This is a genomic window from Citrobacter sp. Igbk 16, assembly GCF_028069755.1.
Taxonomy (GTDB): Bacteria; Pseudomonadota; Gammaproteobacteria; order Enterobacterales; family Enterobacteriaceae; genus Citrobacter.
In genome coordinates, this window is record NZ_JANEWJ010000027.1 from 17,600 (window position 1) to 33,075 (window position 15,476).

General features: G+C 50.9%; 15 protein-coding genes. All 15 read right to left on the minus strand.

Features of this window, described 5'->3' with window-relative positions; all coding sequences use genetic code 11:
* Window positions 1-17: 17 nt before the first annotated feature.
* The 15 genes from rnhB to rpsB all read right to left on the minus strand — a co-directional run bounded on the left by rnhB (window position 18) and on the right by rpsB (window position 15,075).
* Complete coding sequence (rnhB, locus tag NNO03_RS16840; RefSeq protein WP_271450059.1) at window positions 18-614, minus strand: ribonuclease HII; 597 nt, start codon at window positions 612-614, stop codon at window positions 18-20.
* Window positions 611-1,759, minus strand: coding sequence for a lipid-A-disaccharide synthase (gene lpxB, locus NNO03_RS16845; RefSeq protein ID WP_061067280.1), 1,149 nt, complete (start codon window positions 1,757-1,759; stop codon window positions 611-613). Before lpxB ends, rnhB begins: the two co-directional genes overlap by 4 nt.
* Entirely contained in the window at window positions 1,759-2,547 is a 789-nt protein-coding gene (gene lpxA, locus NNO03_RS16850) for an acyl-ACP--UDP-N-acetylglucosamine O-acyltransferase (RefSeq protein WP_005132096.1), read from the minus strand. Before lpxA ends, lpxB begins: the two co-directional genes overlap by 1 nt.
* A gap of 3 nt (window positions 2,548-2,550) precedes the next feature.
* Window positions 2,551-3,006, minus strand: coding sequence for a 3-hydroxyacyl-ACP dehydratase FabZ (gene fabZ, locus NNO03_RS16855; RefSeq protein ID WP_003018528.1), 456 nt, complete (start codon window positions 3,004-3,006; stop codon window positions 2,551-2,553).
* 104 nt (window positions 3,007-3,110) lie between these two features.
* Window positions 3,111-4,136, minus strand: a complete 1,026-nt coding sequence (gene lpxD / locus NNO03_RS16860) for a UDP-3-O-(3-hydroxymyristoyl)glucosamine N-acyltransferase (RefSeq protein ID WP_271441997.1) — start codon at window positions 4,134-4,136, stop codon at window positions 3,111-3,113.
* Between the two features lie 3 nt (window positions 4,137-4,139).
* On the minus strand, window positions 4,140-4,625 hold the full coding sequence (gene skp, locus NNO03_RS16865) for a molecular chaperone Skp (RefSeq protein ID WP_005132103.1): 486 nt from the start codon (window positions 4,623-4,625) through the stop codon (window positions 4,140-4,142).
* Between the two features lie 122 nt (window positions 4,626-4,747).
* Entirely contained in the window at window positions 4,748-7,168 is a 2,421-nt protein-coding gene (gene bamA, locus NNO03_RS16870) for an outer membrane protein assembly factor BamA (RefSeq protein ID WP_202039452.1), read from the minus strand.
* 29 nt (window positions 7,169-7,197) lie between these two features.
* Entirely contained in the window at window positions 7,198-8,550 is a 1,353-nt protein-coding gene (gene rseP / locus NNO03_RS16875; protein WP_271441998.1) for a sigma E protease regulator RseP, read from the minus strand.
* An 11-nt stretch (window positions 8,551-8,561) separates the two neighbouring features.
* Window positions 8,562-9,419 (minus strand): phosphatidate cytidylyltransferase, encoded by an 858-nt coding sequence (gene cdsA / locus NNO03_RS16880; RefSeq protein ID WP_048212646.1) that lies wholly within the window; start codon window positions 9,417-9,419, stop codon window positions 8,562-8,564.
* A 12-nt stretch (window positions 9,420-9,431) separates the two neighbouring features.
* Window positions 9,432-10,190 carry a (2E,6E)-farnesyl-diphosphate-specific ditrans,polycis-undecaprenyl-diphosphate synthase gene (gene ispU / locus NNO03_RS16885; RefSeq protein WP_040230029.1) on the minus strand — a complete coding sequence of 253 codons (759 nt, stop codon included), beginning with the start codon at window positions 10,188-10,190 and terminating at the stop codon, window positions 9,432-9,434.
* 312 nt (window positions 10,191-10,502) lie between these two features.
* The gene (gene ispC / locus NNO03_RS16890; protein WP_271441999.1) at window positions 10,503-11,699 is read right to left on the minus strand and encodes a 1-deoxy-D-xylulose-5-phosphate reductoisomerase; all 1,197 of its coding nucleotides are present in this window, start codon (window positions 11,697-11,699) and stop codon (window positions 10,503-10,505) included.
* 96 nt (window positions 11,700-11,795) lie between these two features.
* Complete coding sequence (gene frr, locus NNO03_RS16895) at window positions 11,796-12,353, minus strand: ribosome recycling factor (RefSeq protein ID WP_005132113.1); 558 nt, start codon at window positions 12,351-12,353, stop codon at window positions 11,796-11,798.
* Between the two features lie 139 nt (window positions 12,354-12,492).
* Complete coding sequence (gene pyrH, locus NNO03_RS16900) at window positions 12,493-13,218, minus strand: UMP kinase (RefSeq protein ID WP_005132114.1); 726 nt, start codon at window positions 13,216-13,218, stop codon at window positions 12,493-12,495.
* Window positions 13,219-13,363: 145 nt separating this feature from the next.
* Window positions 13,364-14,215, minus strand: coding sequence for a translation elongation factor Ts (tsf, locus tag NNO03_RS16905; protein ID WP_271442000.1), 852 nt, complete (start codon window positions 14,213-14,215; stop codon window positions 13,364-13,366).
* A 134-nt stretch (window positions 14,216-14,349) separates the two neighbouring features.
* On the minus strand, window positions 14,350-15,075 hold the full coding sequence (gene rpsB, locus NNO03_RS16910) for a 30S ribosomal protein S2 (protein WP_005132117.1): 726 nt from the start codon (window positions 15,073-15,075) through the stop codon (window positions 14,350-14,352).
* Window positions 15,076-15,476: the final 401 nt, after the last annotated feature.

Genomic DNA, 15,476 nt, shown 5'->3' on the forward strand with positions numbered 1-15,476 from the left:
TTCCTTTAACACAAGAATCAGGACGTGAGTCCCAGTGCGCGTTTGACAGGAGCAAAACTGCGACGATGGTGCTCAATTGCACCATGCTCAGAGAGCGCAGCCAGATGAAAAGCGGTTGGATAACCTTTGTGCTGAGCAAAACCATACTGCGGGAAAACCTTATCCAGCTCGGCCATTTCAGCATCGCGCGTCACTTTCGCCAGGATGGACGCTGCGCTGATTTCCGCAACGCGGCTGTCACCTTTTACCACCGCCATAGACGGTACCGGCAATGTCGGGCAGCGGTTTCCGTCGATCAGGACGTATTCCGGCGCAATATGCAAACCTGCAACCGCACGCTGCATTGCCAGCATCGTGGCGTGCAGAATGTTCAATTCGTCGATTTCATGCGGTTCCGCACGACCCAGGCTCCAGCTTAACGCTTTATCTTTGATTTCATCAAAAAGCGCCAGTCGACGCTTTTCCGACAATTTTTTGGAGTCGTTAAGACCCACTATCGGACGTGCCGGGTCAAGGATAACAGCGGCAGTCACTACCGCGCCAACCAATGGACCACGCCCAACTTCATCCACACCCGCCACCAAATGCGTATGTGGATAAACAAATTCAATCATTGTGCTAACTCCAGAACTGCATCCGCTGCCTGCTCATCCGCATTGCAACGGATCTGCTGGTGCAATTCGCGGAACGTGTCGTGCATCGCATGGCTGGTTTTACCGTTCGCCAGCAAAGGCAGCAACGCGTGCGCCAGCGCCTGCGGTTCACATTCATCCTGCAACAGCTCTTTGACGAGTTCTCTTCCCGCCAGCAGGTTAGGCAGTGATACGTAATCGGTCTTCACCAGACGTTTTGCCAACCAGAAAGTGAAAGGTTTCATACGATAGCCGACAACCATTGGGCATTTCGCCAGCATACATTCCAGTGCAGCCGTGCCAGAGGCCAACAGCGCAGCATCACTGGCGACCATTGCTTCACGTCCCATTCCGTTGAGCATATGCACGGAAAGTTCCGGGGCAACCTCAGCCTTGATACGTTCAAATTGCTCGCGCCGTTTGGCATTGACCAACGGTACGACGACTTCGAGATCCGGATAATGCTGACGTAATAGCTGCGCCGTTTTCAGGAAATCGGCGCTGAGCATCTCCACTTCTGCACCACGACTCCCAGGCAAAAGCGCCAGGCAGTGAGCATCATGAGGAATGCCTAACACATCACGCGCCGCGTTTTTATCCGGGTCCAGTGGCATGGCGTCCGCCATGGTGTGACCGATAAACCGACACGGGACGTTAAATTTGTCATAAAACGCTTTTTCGAAAGGCAGAAAGGCCAGCACCATATTGGTGGATCTGCCTATTTTGAAAACGCGTTTCTGTCGCCAGGCCCATACAGAGGGGCTGACATAATGAATGGTTTTAATACCCTGCGATTTCAGATTACCTTCAAGGGTAATGTTGAAATCAGGCGCATCAATCCCGACGAAAACATCCGGCTTAAGGTCGGTGAATCGGCGAGTGAGATCGGCACGGATATGCAGTAAACGGCGCAGGCGCCCGAGCACTTCTACAATGCCCATTACTGCCAGTTCTTCCATTTCATACCAGGCTTCACAGCCTTCCGCCTGCATCAATGGACCCGCAACGCCAACAAAACGCGCATTGGGAACACGAGCCTTGAGAGCACGAATTAAACCGGCACCAAGAATATCGCCGGAGGTTTCTCCGGCGACAAGGGCAATCGTTAAAGGACGCTGCTCAGTCATTAACGAATCAGACCACGCGTTGAGCGTTCAAAGAAGTCACTAAAAGCCTGAACATCGGGGTACTGCTTCGCCAGTTCGGCGATTTCCGGTTTCACTTCCTCAAGCGTTTTACCGCTGCGGTACAGCGCTTTATAGGCGTTGCGGATCGCGGTAATGGCTTCACGGGTGAATCCACGGCGTTTCAGACCTTCGATGTTAACGCCAAATGGCGTTGCGTGGTTGCCCTGGGCGATAACGTACGGTGGGACGTCCTGGGCTACGCCAGAGCAGCCCCCCACCATCACGTGTGCACCAATAATGCAGAACTGATGCACCGCGGTCATGCCGCCGATGATAACAAAATCATCAAGCGAAACATGTCCGGCAAGTGTCGCGTTATTCGCCAGAATGCAGCGGTTACCGACCGTACAATCATGCGCAACGTGTGCGTTAATCATCAGTAAGTTATCGCTGCCCACCTTCGTCAACCCACCGCCTTGCACTGTGCCACGATGAATGGTGACGCTTTCGCGAATGCGGTTGCGATCGCCAATTTCCACACGGGTCGGTTCACCAGCATATTTCAGGTCCTGGTTCACTTCACCAATGGAGGCAAACTGATAAATCTCGTTATCGCGACCAATTTTTGTATGGCCATTCACGACAACGTGAGACTTCAGTACGGTACCCTCACCAATTTCAACATGGGGTCCAACAATACAAAATGGGCCAATGTGAGCATTAGCGCCAATGCTGGCGCCGTCTTCGACAATGGCAGTTGGGTGAATAAAGGCGGATTTATCAATCACGTATCAGGCCTCCCGGCTACGGGCACACATCATCGTTGCTTCGCACACAACTTTACCGTCGACCAGCGCAACCCCTTTGAAACGGGTCAGGCCGCGGCGCGTTTTCTCGAAAGTCACTTCCATGATCATCTGATCGCCTGGCACGACAGGACGCTTAAAGCGTGCTTCATCAATACCGGCGAAATAATACAGTTCGCCTGGCTCCAGTTTTCCTACGCTTTTAAACGCCAGAATACCCGTGGCCTGCGCCATCGCTTCCAGAATCAACACGCCAGGAAAAATCGGTTTACCCGGGAAGTGGCCCTGAAAGAAAGGCTCGTTAACGGATACATTTTTCACTGCGCGCAGAAAACGACCTTCTTCAAAATCCAGCACGCGGTCTACCAGTAAAAACGGAAAACGGTGCGGCAGAAGTTCTAAAATCTCTTCAATATGCAGAGTATGAGTGTTAGTAGTCAAAATACTCTTCCTGTCTAAATATACTAAAAGGCAATAATAACACGGCCTGCCGCAATCCCAGGAATGTGACAGGCCGTAAAGTCAGACATGCGTAAAACGATGTATTAGTCTTGTTGATTAACCTTGCGCTCAATCGCTTTGAGGCGCTTGCTCATATCATCAATGTTCATCACCAGTGCAGCTGTTTTACGCCATACCTTGTTGGGTTGTAGCGGAATGCCTGAGGAGTAGACGCCAGGTTCTGTGATAGGACGCATCACCATACCCATGCCAGTTACCGTGACTTTGTCGCATATTTCCATATGCCCATTAATCACGCTGGCTCCGCCAATCATGCAGTAACGGCCAATCTTCAGGCTACCCGCCATAATGACGCCACCGGCTACCGCCGTATTGTCGCCAATCACGACGTTATGCGCAATCTGGCACTGGTTATCAATGATAACACCATTACCGATCACGGTATCGTCCAGCGCACCACGGTCAATCGTGGTACATGCGCCAATCTCAACACGATCGCCAATAATCACGCGACCCAGTTGTGGGATCTTCACCCAGTTACCGCGATCGTTCGCATAACCAAATCCGTCGGATCCGACAACAGTGCTGGACTGGATCAGGCAATTTTCACCGATCTGAATGTCGTGGTAAATCGTCACATTCGCCCACAAGCGTGAACCTGCGCCGATTTTTGTGTTTTTTCCAACGAAGCAACCCGCGCCGATGATCACGTTATCGCCCAGTTCTACGCCAGACTCAATGACCGCATTCGCGCCCACAGAAACATTGTTACCCAACTTCGCCGTTGCATCGATCACTGCACTGGGTGCAATATTTTGCGCAGGCTGAGGCGTGGTATCTAAAATTTGCGCCATTCGTGCATAGGTCAGGTAGGGATTCTTCACTACCAATGCAGCACTCTTAGCAAACGGAAGATCGTCCTGCGTCATCACAACGGCAGAAGCCTGGCATGCACTCAGGTGCTCACGGTACTTTGGATTCACCATGAACGTGATATTGCCAGTTTGCGCAGATTGCATGGACGCTACGCCGGTGATGGCGATATCGCCATCACCGTGTAATTCTGCATCCAACTGCTCTGCTAAATCAGCCAGTCGAATTGAAGGCATTACTTATTTAACCTGTTTCAGTACGTCAGCGGTGATGTCTTTTACATCGCTGCTGTTGTATGCAACGGTGTTCGCGTCAACAACCAGATCGATGCTCTGGCTGCTCGCAACAGATTTCACAGCTGTCTGGATACGATTAACCAGCTTGCCACGTTCTTCGTTAGAACGACGTTGACGATCCTGCTCGAAAGCCTGCGCTTTCTGAGAGAAAGTCTGGCGCTGAGCCATTACGTCTTTTTCCAGCTTGGTACGGTCGCTGCCTGCTTTCATTGATTGCAGACGCTGCATTTTAGATTGCAGGTCGGATTCCATACGCTGCAGTTCACTGGCGCGGCCTTTGAACTCATTTTCCAGCGTAGTAGAAACACCCGTCTTCTGTGCAACCTGTTGGAACAGGCTACCCATGTTGACGATTGCAATTTTGTCAGCAGCCTGTGCGGACGTTGCCATCGCTAAACCGAGACCTGCAGCTAATAACCACTTTTTCACAATTAACTCCTTACCATCCCATTTGCACCCGAAGGTGCAGTTCTTTGCGTGGCCAGGCGATCCCATGCAAGATCGCCTAAAGTCATCGCTACACTACCACTACATTCCTTTGCGAAGAACAATTACCAGGTTTTACCAATGTTAAACTGGAACTGTTCCGCTTTGTCTCCATCGTACTTCTTGAACGGTTGGGCGTAGGAGAAAACCAACGGCCCCAATGGGGACATCCATTGTAACGCGATACCCGCAGACATACGGATATTATTCGGATCGCTGTAGTCTGGCACGCCAAGTGCACGAGTGTCGGCAGTGTTCTGCCAGTTCGTATCCCACACGGTACCCATATCCCAGAAGAAGGAGGTACGCACCGAGTTAGCATATTTATCGCTGATAAACGGCGTAGGTGTGATGAATTCCAAGCTGGCTACAGCCATGGCGTTACCGCCGACTGCATCGTCTGATTTACACAGCGCAGCGCCCGTACACTCTTCGTAGTTGTCATTATTGTCTCTATCGCCAGAATAAGCCCCGTTCTTATAGACGGCTTTCGGGCCGATAGTATTGGACTGGAAGCCACGCACGGTGCTGGAACCACCCGCGTAGAAGTTCTCATAGAACGGCATCTCTTTACTACCTATGCCATCACCATAGCCCAGCTTGGTACGTCCCAGAACCACCCATTTGTGGTCGTCATCGATCGGCACATAGGTCGCCGTATCCAACGTCGCTTTATAGTATTCGTTATCAGAACCCGGAACAGTCACTTTACCGTTCAGGTTGACACGCGTACCTTCCGTAGGGAAATACCCACGGTCCAGCTTGTTGTAGGTCCAACCGTAGTTGAAGGTAAAGTCATCTGCGGCAAAGCTGCTGGTATCATCTTGTCCCATTGAATCAAGATAACGATCCATCGCAATCTGCGGCTGCATGTTGGACAGTTTGTTATGCACATAACCCAGGCCTGCGCGCAACGTGTTGTATTCGTTGACCGGGAAGCCCAGCGTTACGTCCGTACCATAGCTTTTGTTGGTATAGTCGGACAGATCTGCATCATCTGCCTCAAAGTCGTTATAGAAGACACGACCACCGAGACTCACACCATCGACGGTGAAGTACGGGTTGGTGACAGACAGCTCAGTATAGGTCTGATAGTCGTTTTTGGTGCCGCTAATCCCGACTGAATAACCGGTACCTAACCAGTTATCCTGCTGAACGCCCGCCTGGAAGCTTACGCCACTTTCAGTGCCGTAACCCACACCGAAGTTAAAGCTACCGGTGTTGCGTTCTTTCACCTTATAGACCACATCAACCTGATCAGGACTGCCCGGAACACGTTGAGTATCGGTATCGACAGTTTCAAAGTAACCCAGACGGTTCAGACGCTCTTTACCCTGGTCAACCAGATCGCTGCCCAACCAGGCGCCTTCCATCTGGCGCATTTCGCGGCGCAGTACGGAATCTTTCGAAGTGTCGTTACCTTCAAAACGGATCTTACGCACATAGAAACGGTTACCCGCATCCACGTTTACACGCAATTTAACGGTTTTGTCTGCATCGTTGATTTCAGGCTGCGACTGTACACGCGGGTAGGCATAACCATAGCGTCCCAGAAGCTTCTTGATATCATCTTCCATTTTGGTCACTTTGGTGCCGTTATAGAGTTCACCCGGTTCGATTTTCGTCAGGGTCTCAATTTCGGCAGAGTGTCCAGCCAGGTTACCACTCACCTGGACCCCAGAAAGCTTGTACTGCTCGCCTTCTGTGATGTTAACGGTGATGTAGATACCTTTTTTATCCGGCGTCAGGCTAACCTGCGTGGAATCGATATTGAAGCGAGCATAACCGCGATCCAGATAGTAACTGCGCAGGGTTTCAAGGTCGCCGGCCAGTTTCTGTTTCTGGTATTTACGATCGCCCACCACGTTCCACCACGGTACTTCATCGCGTAGTTGGAAGTGAGAGATAAGCTCGTCGGTTGTGAAGGCGTGGTTGCCGACGATATTGATCTGTTGGATCTTCGCCGAAACGCCTTCCTGGAAGACCAGTTTGAGGTCAACGCGGTTACGCGGCAACGGCGTTACCACCGCTTTCACACTGGCGCTGTATTTACCGACGCTATAGTAGAAATCTTCCAGGCCTTTTTCGATATCGGCAAGCGTTGTGCGATCCAGAGACTCGCCAACACGTACGCCAGACGCCTCGAGGTTTTGCTTCAGCATGTCATCTTTTACCGATTTGTTACCGGAGAAAGTGATGCTGGCAATCGTCGGACGTTCTTTTACCTGAACCAGAAGGGTATCACCATCGCGCAGGACGCGGACATCCTCAAAGTTACCGGTGGCGAACAGAGCACGAATGGTATTACTGATATCTTCATCATTAACCGTGTCGCCTGTGCGCACCGGCATACTGAGGAGAGCCGCACCAACGGCGACTCGCTGTAGGCCTTCGAAATGAATGTCCTTCACTACGAACCCTTCAGCACCGTATACGGTGGCGCTGCTAAACAGCAGCGACGCTATGAGCAACTTTTTCATCGCCATCGTTATTATGCGTTCTTCCTAACACTCTCTTACAACCGAGAGAAATCATTGAAAAGTGCAAGCCCCATTAACAACACCAGCAAGATAGAGCCAATGCGATAACTAAAGTCTTGAACCCGCTCGGATACCGGACCGCCCTTCAGCTTTTCAATCGCCAGGAACAGCAGATGCCCCCCGTCAAGAACGGGCAACGGAAACAGGTTAATTATCCCTAAGTTCACGCTGATAAGCGCAAGGAACATCAGGTAATAAATAACCCCGAACTCCGCTGACATCCCAGCCCCCTGGGCGATAGAAATCGGCCCACTGAGGTTGTTCAGTTTTACATCACCGGTAATCAATTTTCCCAGCATACTGACCGTTAGCTTCATCAACTGCCACGTTTTATCCGAGGCTTCGAGGATGGCGCTGAATGGCCCATACTGGCGTACAGTCTTATACTCATCAGGCAGAGGGATAATTTTAGGCACTACGCCCGCAAAACCTTCGGCCTTTCCGTTACCCGGTTTTGAATCCGGGGTTAACGTCAAAGACAAGGAATTCCCTTGTCTTTCAATTTCTAGCGCTAGCGGCTTATCAGGATTATCGCGCACCAACGTCACGAACGTCATCCATTGCGTCAGCGGCTGACCATTGACTTTAACGATCCTGTCGCCAGCTTGCAAACCCGCCTTACTTGCCGCGGAGTTAACCTGCACTTCTGACAGCACCGGTTCAATCTGCGGACCACGTGGACGAATGCCCAAACTAGAGACGGGATCCTCTTTGTCTGGCTCAAATGCCCAATGGCGTAAATCCAGCGTTTTGTCCTGTCGCTGGTTACTGCCAAACTGCGCCACGCTGATGGTCGTATGCTCATCGCCAATTTTGGATACCAGTTGCAATCGGACGGTATCCCAATCAGGGGTTTCGATACCATCAACCGCTTTTAGTTCCGTACCTGGCTGAATTTGCGCCTGGGCAGCAATCGAGTTGGGTGTTATTTCACCAACAACCGGGCGAACGCCAGGGACACCGATGATAAAGACCAGCCAGTAGGCAAAAATAGCGAAGAGGAAATTTGCAATCGGGCCTGCAGCAATAATGGCCGCGCGCTGCCCAACTGTTTTATTGTTGAAAGCGTAGTGGCGCAGCTCCGGTACAACTGGTTCAGCGCGCTCATCCAGCATTTTGACGTAACCGCCGAGGGGGATTAAGGCGATAACGTATTCCGTACCCTGTTTATCGGTACGGCGCCAAAGCGCTTTTCCAAAGCCAATGGAAAAGCGCTCGACGCGGACTCCGCAGCGCCGTGCAACCCAGAAATGACCAAATTCATGCACGGTGATAAGTACACCAAGTGCAACGATGAATGCAGCCAGATTCCAGAGAATACTCAGCATAAGACCATCCGTTAGAGCGTCCTGAATACCAGTAACAACAGGCAAGCAAAGACCGGCACCGCAGCCGTCAGGCTGTCAATACGATCCAGAATACCACCGTGTCCTGGGATTAAGTGACCACTGTCCTTAATACCTGCTTCACGCTTAAACATACTCTCGGTCAGGTCACCCAGCACGGAGGCCAGGGCTGCAACGATGGAGCAAATGAGCAAGGTGACAGGCGCAACTTCAAGATTCGCCCACATACCATAACCCCACGAGATTACAGCTGCAGTGGCAAGTCCGCCAATAAAACCCTGCCAGGTTTTACCAGGAGAAACCTTCGGCGCCAGTTTATGTTTGCCAAACATCTTACCAAACATATACGCACCTGAATCCGCTCCCCAAACGAGGATCATGACATAGAGCAGCCATAGCGCGCCACTATAATGATTCTCATCATAGTGCCAGGCACGTAGCGCCAGCATTCCCCAAAAGAAAGGAACAATGGTTAACACGCCGAAAATTATGCGTAATGTTTTGGAATTACGCCAGACCGAGGCTGAACCGGGGTAAAACAGCACCAGTAATAGCGCCACGGCCCACCAGCCCAGCGACGCCCAAAGCGACACCTCAACCAGCGGTTGGTGAATGTTATGATGATACTCAGGCAGCAAAAACAGCATCAGTGCCAGCAATAGCCCGCACAAAACCGCCAACCAGACTCGCTGTGTACGAGTGGCAAAACCGCTTAACTGTCCCCATTCCCACGCGGCCAGCATACAGACGACCAGCGTAACAATGGCGAACCCCACCGGCGGCAACAAAAACAACGCCGCGATGACAACGGGTATTAAAACAAAAGCAGAAATCAGGCGATACTTCAGCAAAAGCGACCCCCATCAGGCTTTTTCATCACCGGGCTCGGTGCCGCCGAAACGACGCTCACGATTAGCAAAGGCATGTAGCGCACCTTCAAAGTCTTGTTCATCGAAATCGGGCCAGAGAACATCCGTAAAGTAAAGTTCGGCGTAGGCAATTTGCCACAACAAAAAATTACTAATTCGATGCTCTCCCCCAGTCCTTATCACTAAATCCACAGGAGCCAGCTCATGCATACAAACTTGCTGACCAAGCATCTCTTCATCAATTTGCTCCGGACGCAACAGACCTTCCTGCACCTGTTGTGCCAGTTGCCTGACGCCCTGGACAATATCCCACCGTCCGCCGTAATTCGCGGCAATATTCAGCGTTAACCCGGTATTCTGGGCGGTAAGCGCTTCCGACTTGCGAATCCGTTCTTGCAAACGTGTGTTAAATCGACTGATATCCCCAATAATACGCAGGCGCACGTTATGGCGGTGCAGGTTTTTCACTTCGCTATCAAGTGCCCACACAAACAACTCCATTAACGCACTGACTTCCTGCGCTGGTCGGTTCCAGTTCTCACTGCTAAAGGCATACAGCGTTAACGCATCAATACCGTTATTGGCAGCAAAAGAGACAGCCCGGCGGACGGATTTTGCTCCGGCCTTATGCCCAAAGGCGCGGATCTTCCCTTGCTTTTTCGCCCAGCGGCCATTGCCATCCATGATAATTGCGACATGGCGACAACCATGTGCTGGCAAATTTTCGCTTAATGGTTTAGTTGCAGACAACATAACGCGTTTTTAGTCCCTGAAAGGATTATACGGTACTCAGGAATACTGAAGCCTTTGCGCTTCATCCTTCAGGCTGCCTCTTCGTTGGCTGTGCTTATTCGCCCCTGTCACATACTATTTGTATGCTCCAGGGAACTCATTCACTTGCCGCCTTGATGCAACCTGAATGATTTTGTGCATCCACAAAAAAGCCGTGTCAAACCACGGCTTACCCGATCGAAAAAAAGCAAATACCTGCGATCGGGTGGCGCAGACTATATCACTGAAGCCCAACGCTAACAAATAGCACGATCCCCCACAGGGGGATTATCATCAGCTTGAGAGTCGTGTCACTTGTTTTGTCGCGACATCTCTGGCGATAGCATCGACCCTCAGCACATCATCAACGCTCTGCGGTTCCTGCAAATCCATCTTATCCAGTACGGATAAATTGAGATCGGCGATATCCGTAAATCGAATCTGCTGCGCCAAAAATGCGGCAACGGTAATTTCATTAGCGGCATTCAGCGCAGTTGTCGCAGCCTGTCCTTGCTCAAACGCGTCCATCGCCAGTTTCAGGCACGGATAACGCTGATAATCAGGTGCGGAAAACGTCAACGCACTGAGTTTGCAAAAATCGACAGGCTTAACGCCAGAGCTCACACGTTCCGGCCATGCCATTGTATGGGCGATAGGTGTGCGCATATCAGGCTCACCCAATTGGGCCAGGACGCTGCCATCCTGATAACGGACCATAGAGTGAATAACCGACTGTGGATGGATCAGCACTTCCATCTGGCTTGCACTGGCATTAAACAACCAACGCGCTTCAATGTATTCCAGACCTTTATTCATCATGGTGGCGGAATCGACGGAAATTTTTCGTCCCATCGACCAATTCGGATGACGGCATGCCTGATCGGGTGTCATTAGAGCCAGATCGTGCAATGGCGTTTCGCGGAAAGGGCCACCAGACCCGGTAAGCAGAACAGACACAACGCCGTTTTGCTCAAGGTCAGCGTATCCCAGATTGTGTTGGATAGGTTGCGGTAAACTCTGAAAAATCGCGTTATGTTCGCTATCTACCGGCAAAAGCTGCGCTTTATGGCGTTTCACGTCGTCCATAAACAGACGTCCGCAGGTTACCAGAGACTCTTTATTCGCCAGCAAAATGTTTTTGCCCGCGCGGATTGCCGCAAGTGTTGGCAACAAACCTGCCGCGCCGACTATCGCCGCCATAACCTGATCGACATCATCCAACGCAGCCATATCACAGGCAGCCTGCTGCCCGCACATAACCTCGGTGCGACTTCCATGATCCCGCAATGCGGCTTTCACCAGCGCTGCACTTTTTTCGTCATCCATCACCGCGTAACGGGGTGAAAACTCCAGACATTGCTCCACCATACGGGCGACATTTTTACCCGCTACCAACGCAGCAACACGAAATTTATCCGGGTTATGACGTACTACATCGAGCGTACTGCAACCAATAGAGCCGGTTGAGCCCAGGATGGTTAATTGCTTCATGAGACATCCAGAAGAATTGAGACAGGATAAAAAAGCAAAACGCCGCCATCCAGCCTTCTCAGGCCTTCTAAGCGGCGTTTTTAGCGTACAGGCGAATCAGAACTGCATCAGTTCCGCTTCTTTCTCTGCCAGCGCCGCATCAACTTTCTTGATTGCAGCATCGGTCAGTTTCTGTACGTCGTCCTGAGAACGGCGATCGTCATCTTCGCTGATCTCTTTATCTTTCAGCAGCGCTTTCACTTTGTCGTTGGCATCACGGCGTACGTTACGCACAGCAACACGCGCGCCTTCAGCTTCACCACGTACGATCTTGGTCAGATCTTTACGACGCTCTTCGGTCAGCGGTGGCAGCGGAACGCGGATGTCAGAGCCCGCTGAGCTTGGGTTCAGACCGAGGTCGGAAGCCATAATTGCTTTCTCAACAGCAGGACCCATAGAGCGGTCAAACACGTTGATTTTCAGGGTACGGGAATCTTCAACCGTTACGCTTGCCAGTTGGCGCAGCGGAGTCGGCGTGCCGTAATATTCCACGATAATGCCATCCAGCAGGCTGGGAGAAGCACGACCCGTGCGAATTTTGCTGATTTGATTTTTGAACGCTTCGACGCATTTGTCCATGCGTACTTCAGCATCTTTTCTGATATCGTTGATCACGTTACGAATCCTTGAAAGCTTGTTTCAGTCAGACCATACCCACCACGCAAGGTGTGACAAGTATAGTCTTGATTAATTTTGAGGGACGTATCCCGCGACATTAAAGCGGAATATTACCTGCATTTAGCCGCAACGGGAATTATTCCGTGATTAACGTGCCTTCTTTTTCACCCATCACAACGCGGCGCAACGCACCCGGTTTGTTCATGTTGAAGACACGAATCGGTAATTTGTGGTCACGAGCCAGCGTGAACGCAGCCAGATCCATCACTTTCAGTTCTTTATCCAGTACTTCAGCATAGGTCAACTGTTCGTACATGGTTGCTGTTGGATCTTTAGCCGGATCGGCGGTAAACACACCATCAACTTTAGTGGCTTTCAGAACCACATCCGCTTCAATTTCAATACCACGCAGGCAGGCTGCGGAGTCGGTAGTGAAGAACGGGTTGCCAGTACCAGCGGACAAAATAACCACGCGGTTGTTACGCAGCAGACTGATCGCTTCTGCCCAGCTGTAGTTATCACACACGCCGTTCAGAGGAATTGCGGACATCAGGCGAGCGTTCACATAGGCGCGGTGAAGCGCATCGCGCATCGCCAGACCGTTCATTACGGTGGCTAACATGCCCATGTGGTCGCCCACAACGCGGTTCATCCCTGCTTTCGCCAGACCAGCACCACGGAACAGGTTACCACCACCGATCACTACGCCAACCTGGATTCCCAGCTCGACCAGCTCTTTGATTTCCTGAGCCATACGGTCAAGTATGCTTGCATCAATACCGAAGCCTTCTGAACCTTGCAGAGCTTCGCCACTTAACTTAAGCAGAATACGTTTGTAGACGGGTTTTGCATTGGTAGCCATGTTTCTTTCCTGAGACTGTCAACGAATGAGATGAGTTAATTCCAGCGACATTGTATGTCGCTTTTCAGCCTTACCACTATAGCGCTTAGCTGAATTTACAAGTCGGACGCAAAAAGAAGCCGCCCTCAGGCGGCTCCTTTTAAAATTAAGACTGCTTGGACATCGCAGCAACTTCTGCTGCAAAGTCAGTCTCAACTTTCTCGATGCCTTCACCCACTTCGAAGCGGATGAAACCAGTTACGTCAGCGTTGTGCTCTTTCAGCAGCTGAGCAACAGATTTGCTCGGATCCATTACGAAAGGCTGACCAGTCAGAGAAACTTCGCCGGTGAATTTCTTCATGCGGCCTTCAACCATTTTCTCTGCGATTTCTTTCGGCTTACCAGACTGCATCGCGATGTCCAGCTGAACCTGGTATTCTTTTTCTACTACTTCAGCAGAAACGTCTTCCGGCTTAACGAATTCTGGTTTGCTTGCGGCGATGTGCATTGCCAGCTGTTTAACCAGTTCTTCATCAGCGCCAGTTGCAGCAACCAGAACACCGATACGAGCACCGTGCTGGTAGCTACCCAGAACTTCGCCTTCCAGGGAAGCAACGCGACGGATGTTGATGTTCTCACCGATTTTAGCAACCAGAGCAACACGTTCTTCTTCGAACTGTGCTTTCAGAACTTCAACATCAGTGATTTTGCCAGCAACGGCAGCGTCCAGTACTTTGTCAGCAAATGCCTGGAAACCAGCATCTTTAGCAACGAAGTCAGTCTGGCAGTTAACTTCCAGAATGAAAGCGATATTGCCGTCGATTTTGGTTTTGATTACGCCGTCAGCAGCAACGTTGCCTGCTTTTTTCGCTGCTTTGATAGCACCGGACTTACGCATGTTTTCGATTGCCAGCTCGATGTCGCCATTAGCTTCAGTCAGTGCTTTTTTGCAATCCATCATGCCTGCGCCAGTACGCTCACGCAGCTCTTTTACCAGGGATGCGGTAATTTCAGCCATTCTAAAATCCTCGGAAGATTTGATCTGCCCGGCATGAAACCGCACAGATTTAAAAGTGAAAAAGGGGCCTGAAGGGCCCCTAACCAAACGTGATACTACCTGGTTTATAAGGGGGCTCTAACGAGCGTGCCTTATTATTCAGCTTCTACGAAGCTTTCTTCCGCCTGGGAAGCCAGATCCTGAGAACGGCCTTCACGAACGGTAGTAGCTACAGCGCCCAGGTACAGGGTCACAGCACGGATTGCGTCGTCGTTACCCGGGATAACGAAGTCAACACCGTCCGGATCAGAGTTGGTATCAACGATAGCAAATACTGGGATACCCAGGTTGTTTGCTTCTTTGATAGCAATGTGCTCGTGGTCAGCATCAATTACGAACAGAGCGTCCGGCAGGCCGCCCATGTCTTTGATACCGCCCAGGCTGTTTTCCAGTTTCTCAAGCTCACGGGTGCGCATCAGCGCTTCTTTCTTGGTCAGCTTTTCGAAAGTACCGTCCTGAGACTGAGTTTCCAGATCTTTCAGACGTTTGATGGACTGACGAACAGTTTTCCAGTTAGTCAGCATACCGCCCAACCAGCGATGGTTCACGAAGAACTGATCGCAGCTGTTAGCAGCGTCTTTCACCGCTTCGCTTGCAGCGCGTTTAGTACCAACGAAAAGGATTTTACCTTTACGAGCAGAGATCTTGTTCAGTTCAGCCAGAGCTTCGTTGAACATCGGTACAGTTTTCTCAAGGTTGATGATGTGAACTTTGTTACGCGCACCGAAGATGAACGGCTTCATTTTCGGGTTCCAGTAACGGGTCTGGTGACCGAAGTGAACACCAGCCTTGAGCATGTCGCGCATGGAAACAGTTGCCATGATTAAAACCTCTATATATAAAAGTTGGGGTTAAGCCTCCACGCATCCCATATTACCGACCCCAAAGGGCACCCCGGAATATGTGTCGATACGTGTGTGTTGTTACACAAAGTGAGATTTGTCGCTCCCGTCCATCGTGTGTAGTCTTCGAATGGATCGGAAGTCCGGCGCGCTTTATACCACAAATACGCCACCGACACCAATAATTGTTGGCGGTCTGTGCTGGATTGAACGATGAATTTCGTGTTACAGACAGGCGGCAAATTTTTGAATCCCCGGGAGCTTACGGCCAGTAAGTAACCAGGGTGAAAAAATGTAGCCAACGCATTTGTGGCACGAAAGGCGAAGTTCAGAATGATTCTCAATTTGGCAGGGTACACTCCAGACTGATACCATTGACG

What these genes read in the sequence shown, in the direction of transcription:
- bamA (WP_202039452.1), bottom strand. Translation starts at nt 7,168, where the DNA reads ATGGCGATGAAAAAGTTGCTCATAGCGTCGCTGCTGTTTAGCAGCGCC.
- rpsB (WP_005132117.1), bottom strand. Translation starts at nt 15,075, where the DNA reads ATGGCAACTGTTTCCATGCGCGACATGCTCAAGGCTGGTGTTCACTTC.
- tsf (WP_271442000.1), bottom strand. Translation starts at nt 14,215, where the DNA reads ATGGCTGAAATTACCGCATCCCTGGTAAAAGAGCTGCGTGAGCGTACT.
- pyrH (WP_005132114.1), bottom strand. Translation starts at nt 13,218, where the DNA reads ATGGCTACCAATGCAAAACCCGTCTACAAACGTATTCTGCTTAAGTTA.
- ispC (WP_271441999.1), bottom strand. Translation starts at nt 11,699, where the DNA reads ATGAAGCAATTAACCATCCTGGGCTCAACCGGCTCTATTGGTTGCAGT.
- rseP (WP_271441998.1), bottom strand. Translation starts at nt 8,550, where the DNA reads ATGCTGAGTATTCTCTGGAATCTGGCTGCATTCATCGTTGCACTTGGT.
- lpxD (WP_271441997.1), bottom strand. Translation starts at nt 4,136, where the DNA reads ATGCCTTCAATTCGACTGGCTGATTTAGCAGAGCAGTTGGATGCAGAA.
- rnhB (WP_271450059.1), bottom strand. Translation starts at nt 614, where the DNA reads ATGATTGAATTTGTTTATCCACATACGCATTTGGTGGCGGGTGTGGAT.
- lpxB (WP_061067280.1), bottom strand. Translation starts at nt 1,759, where the DNA reads ATGACTGAGCAGCGTCCTTTAACGATTGCCCTTGTCGCCGGAGAAACC.
- ispU (WP_040230029.1), bottom strand. Translation starts at nt 10,190, where the DNA reads ATGTTGTCTGCAACTAAACCATTAAGCGAAAATTTGCCAGCACATGGT.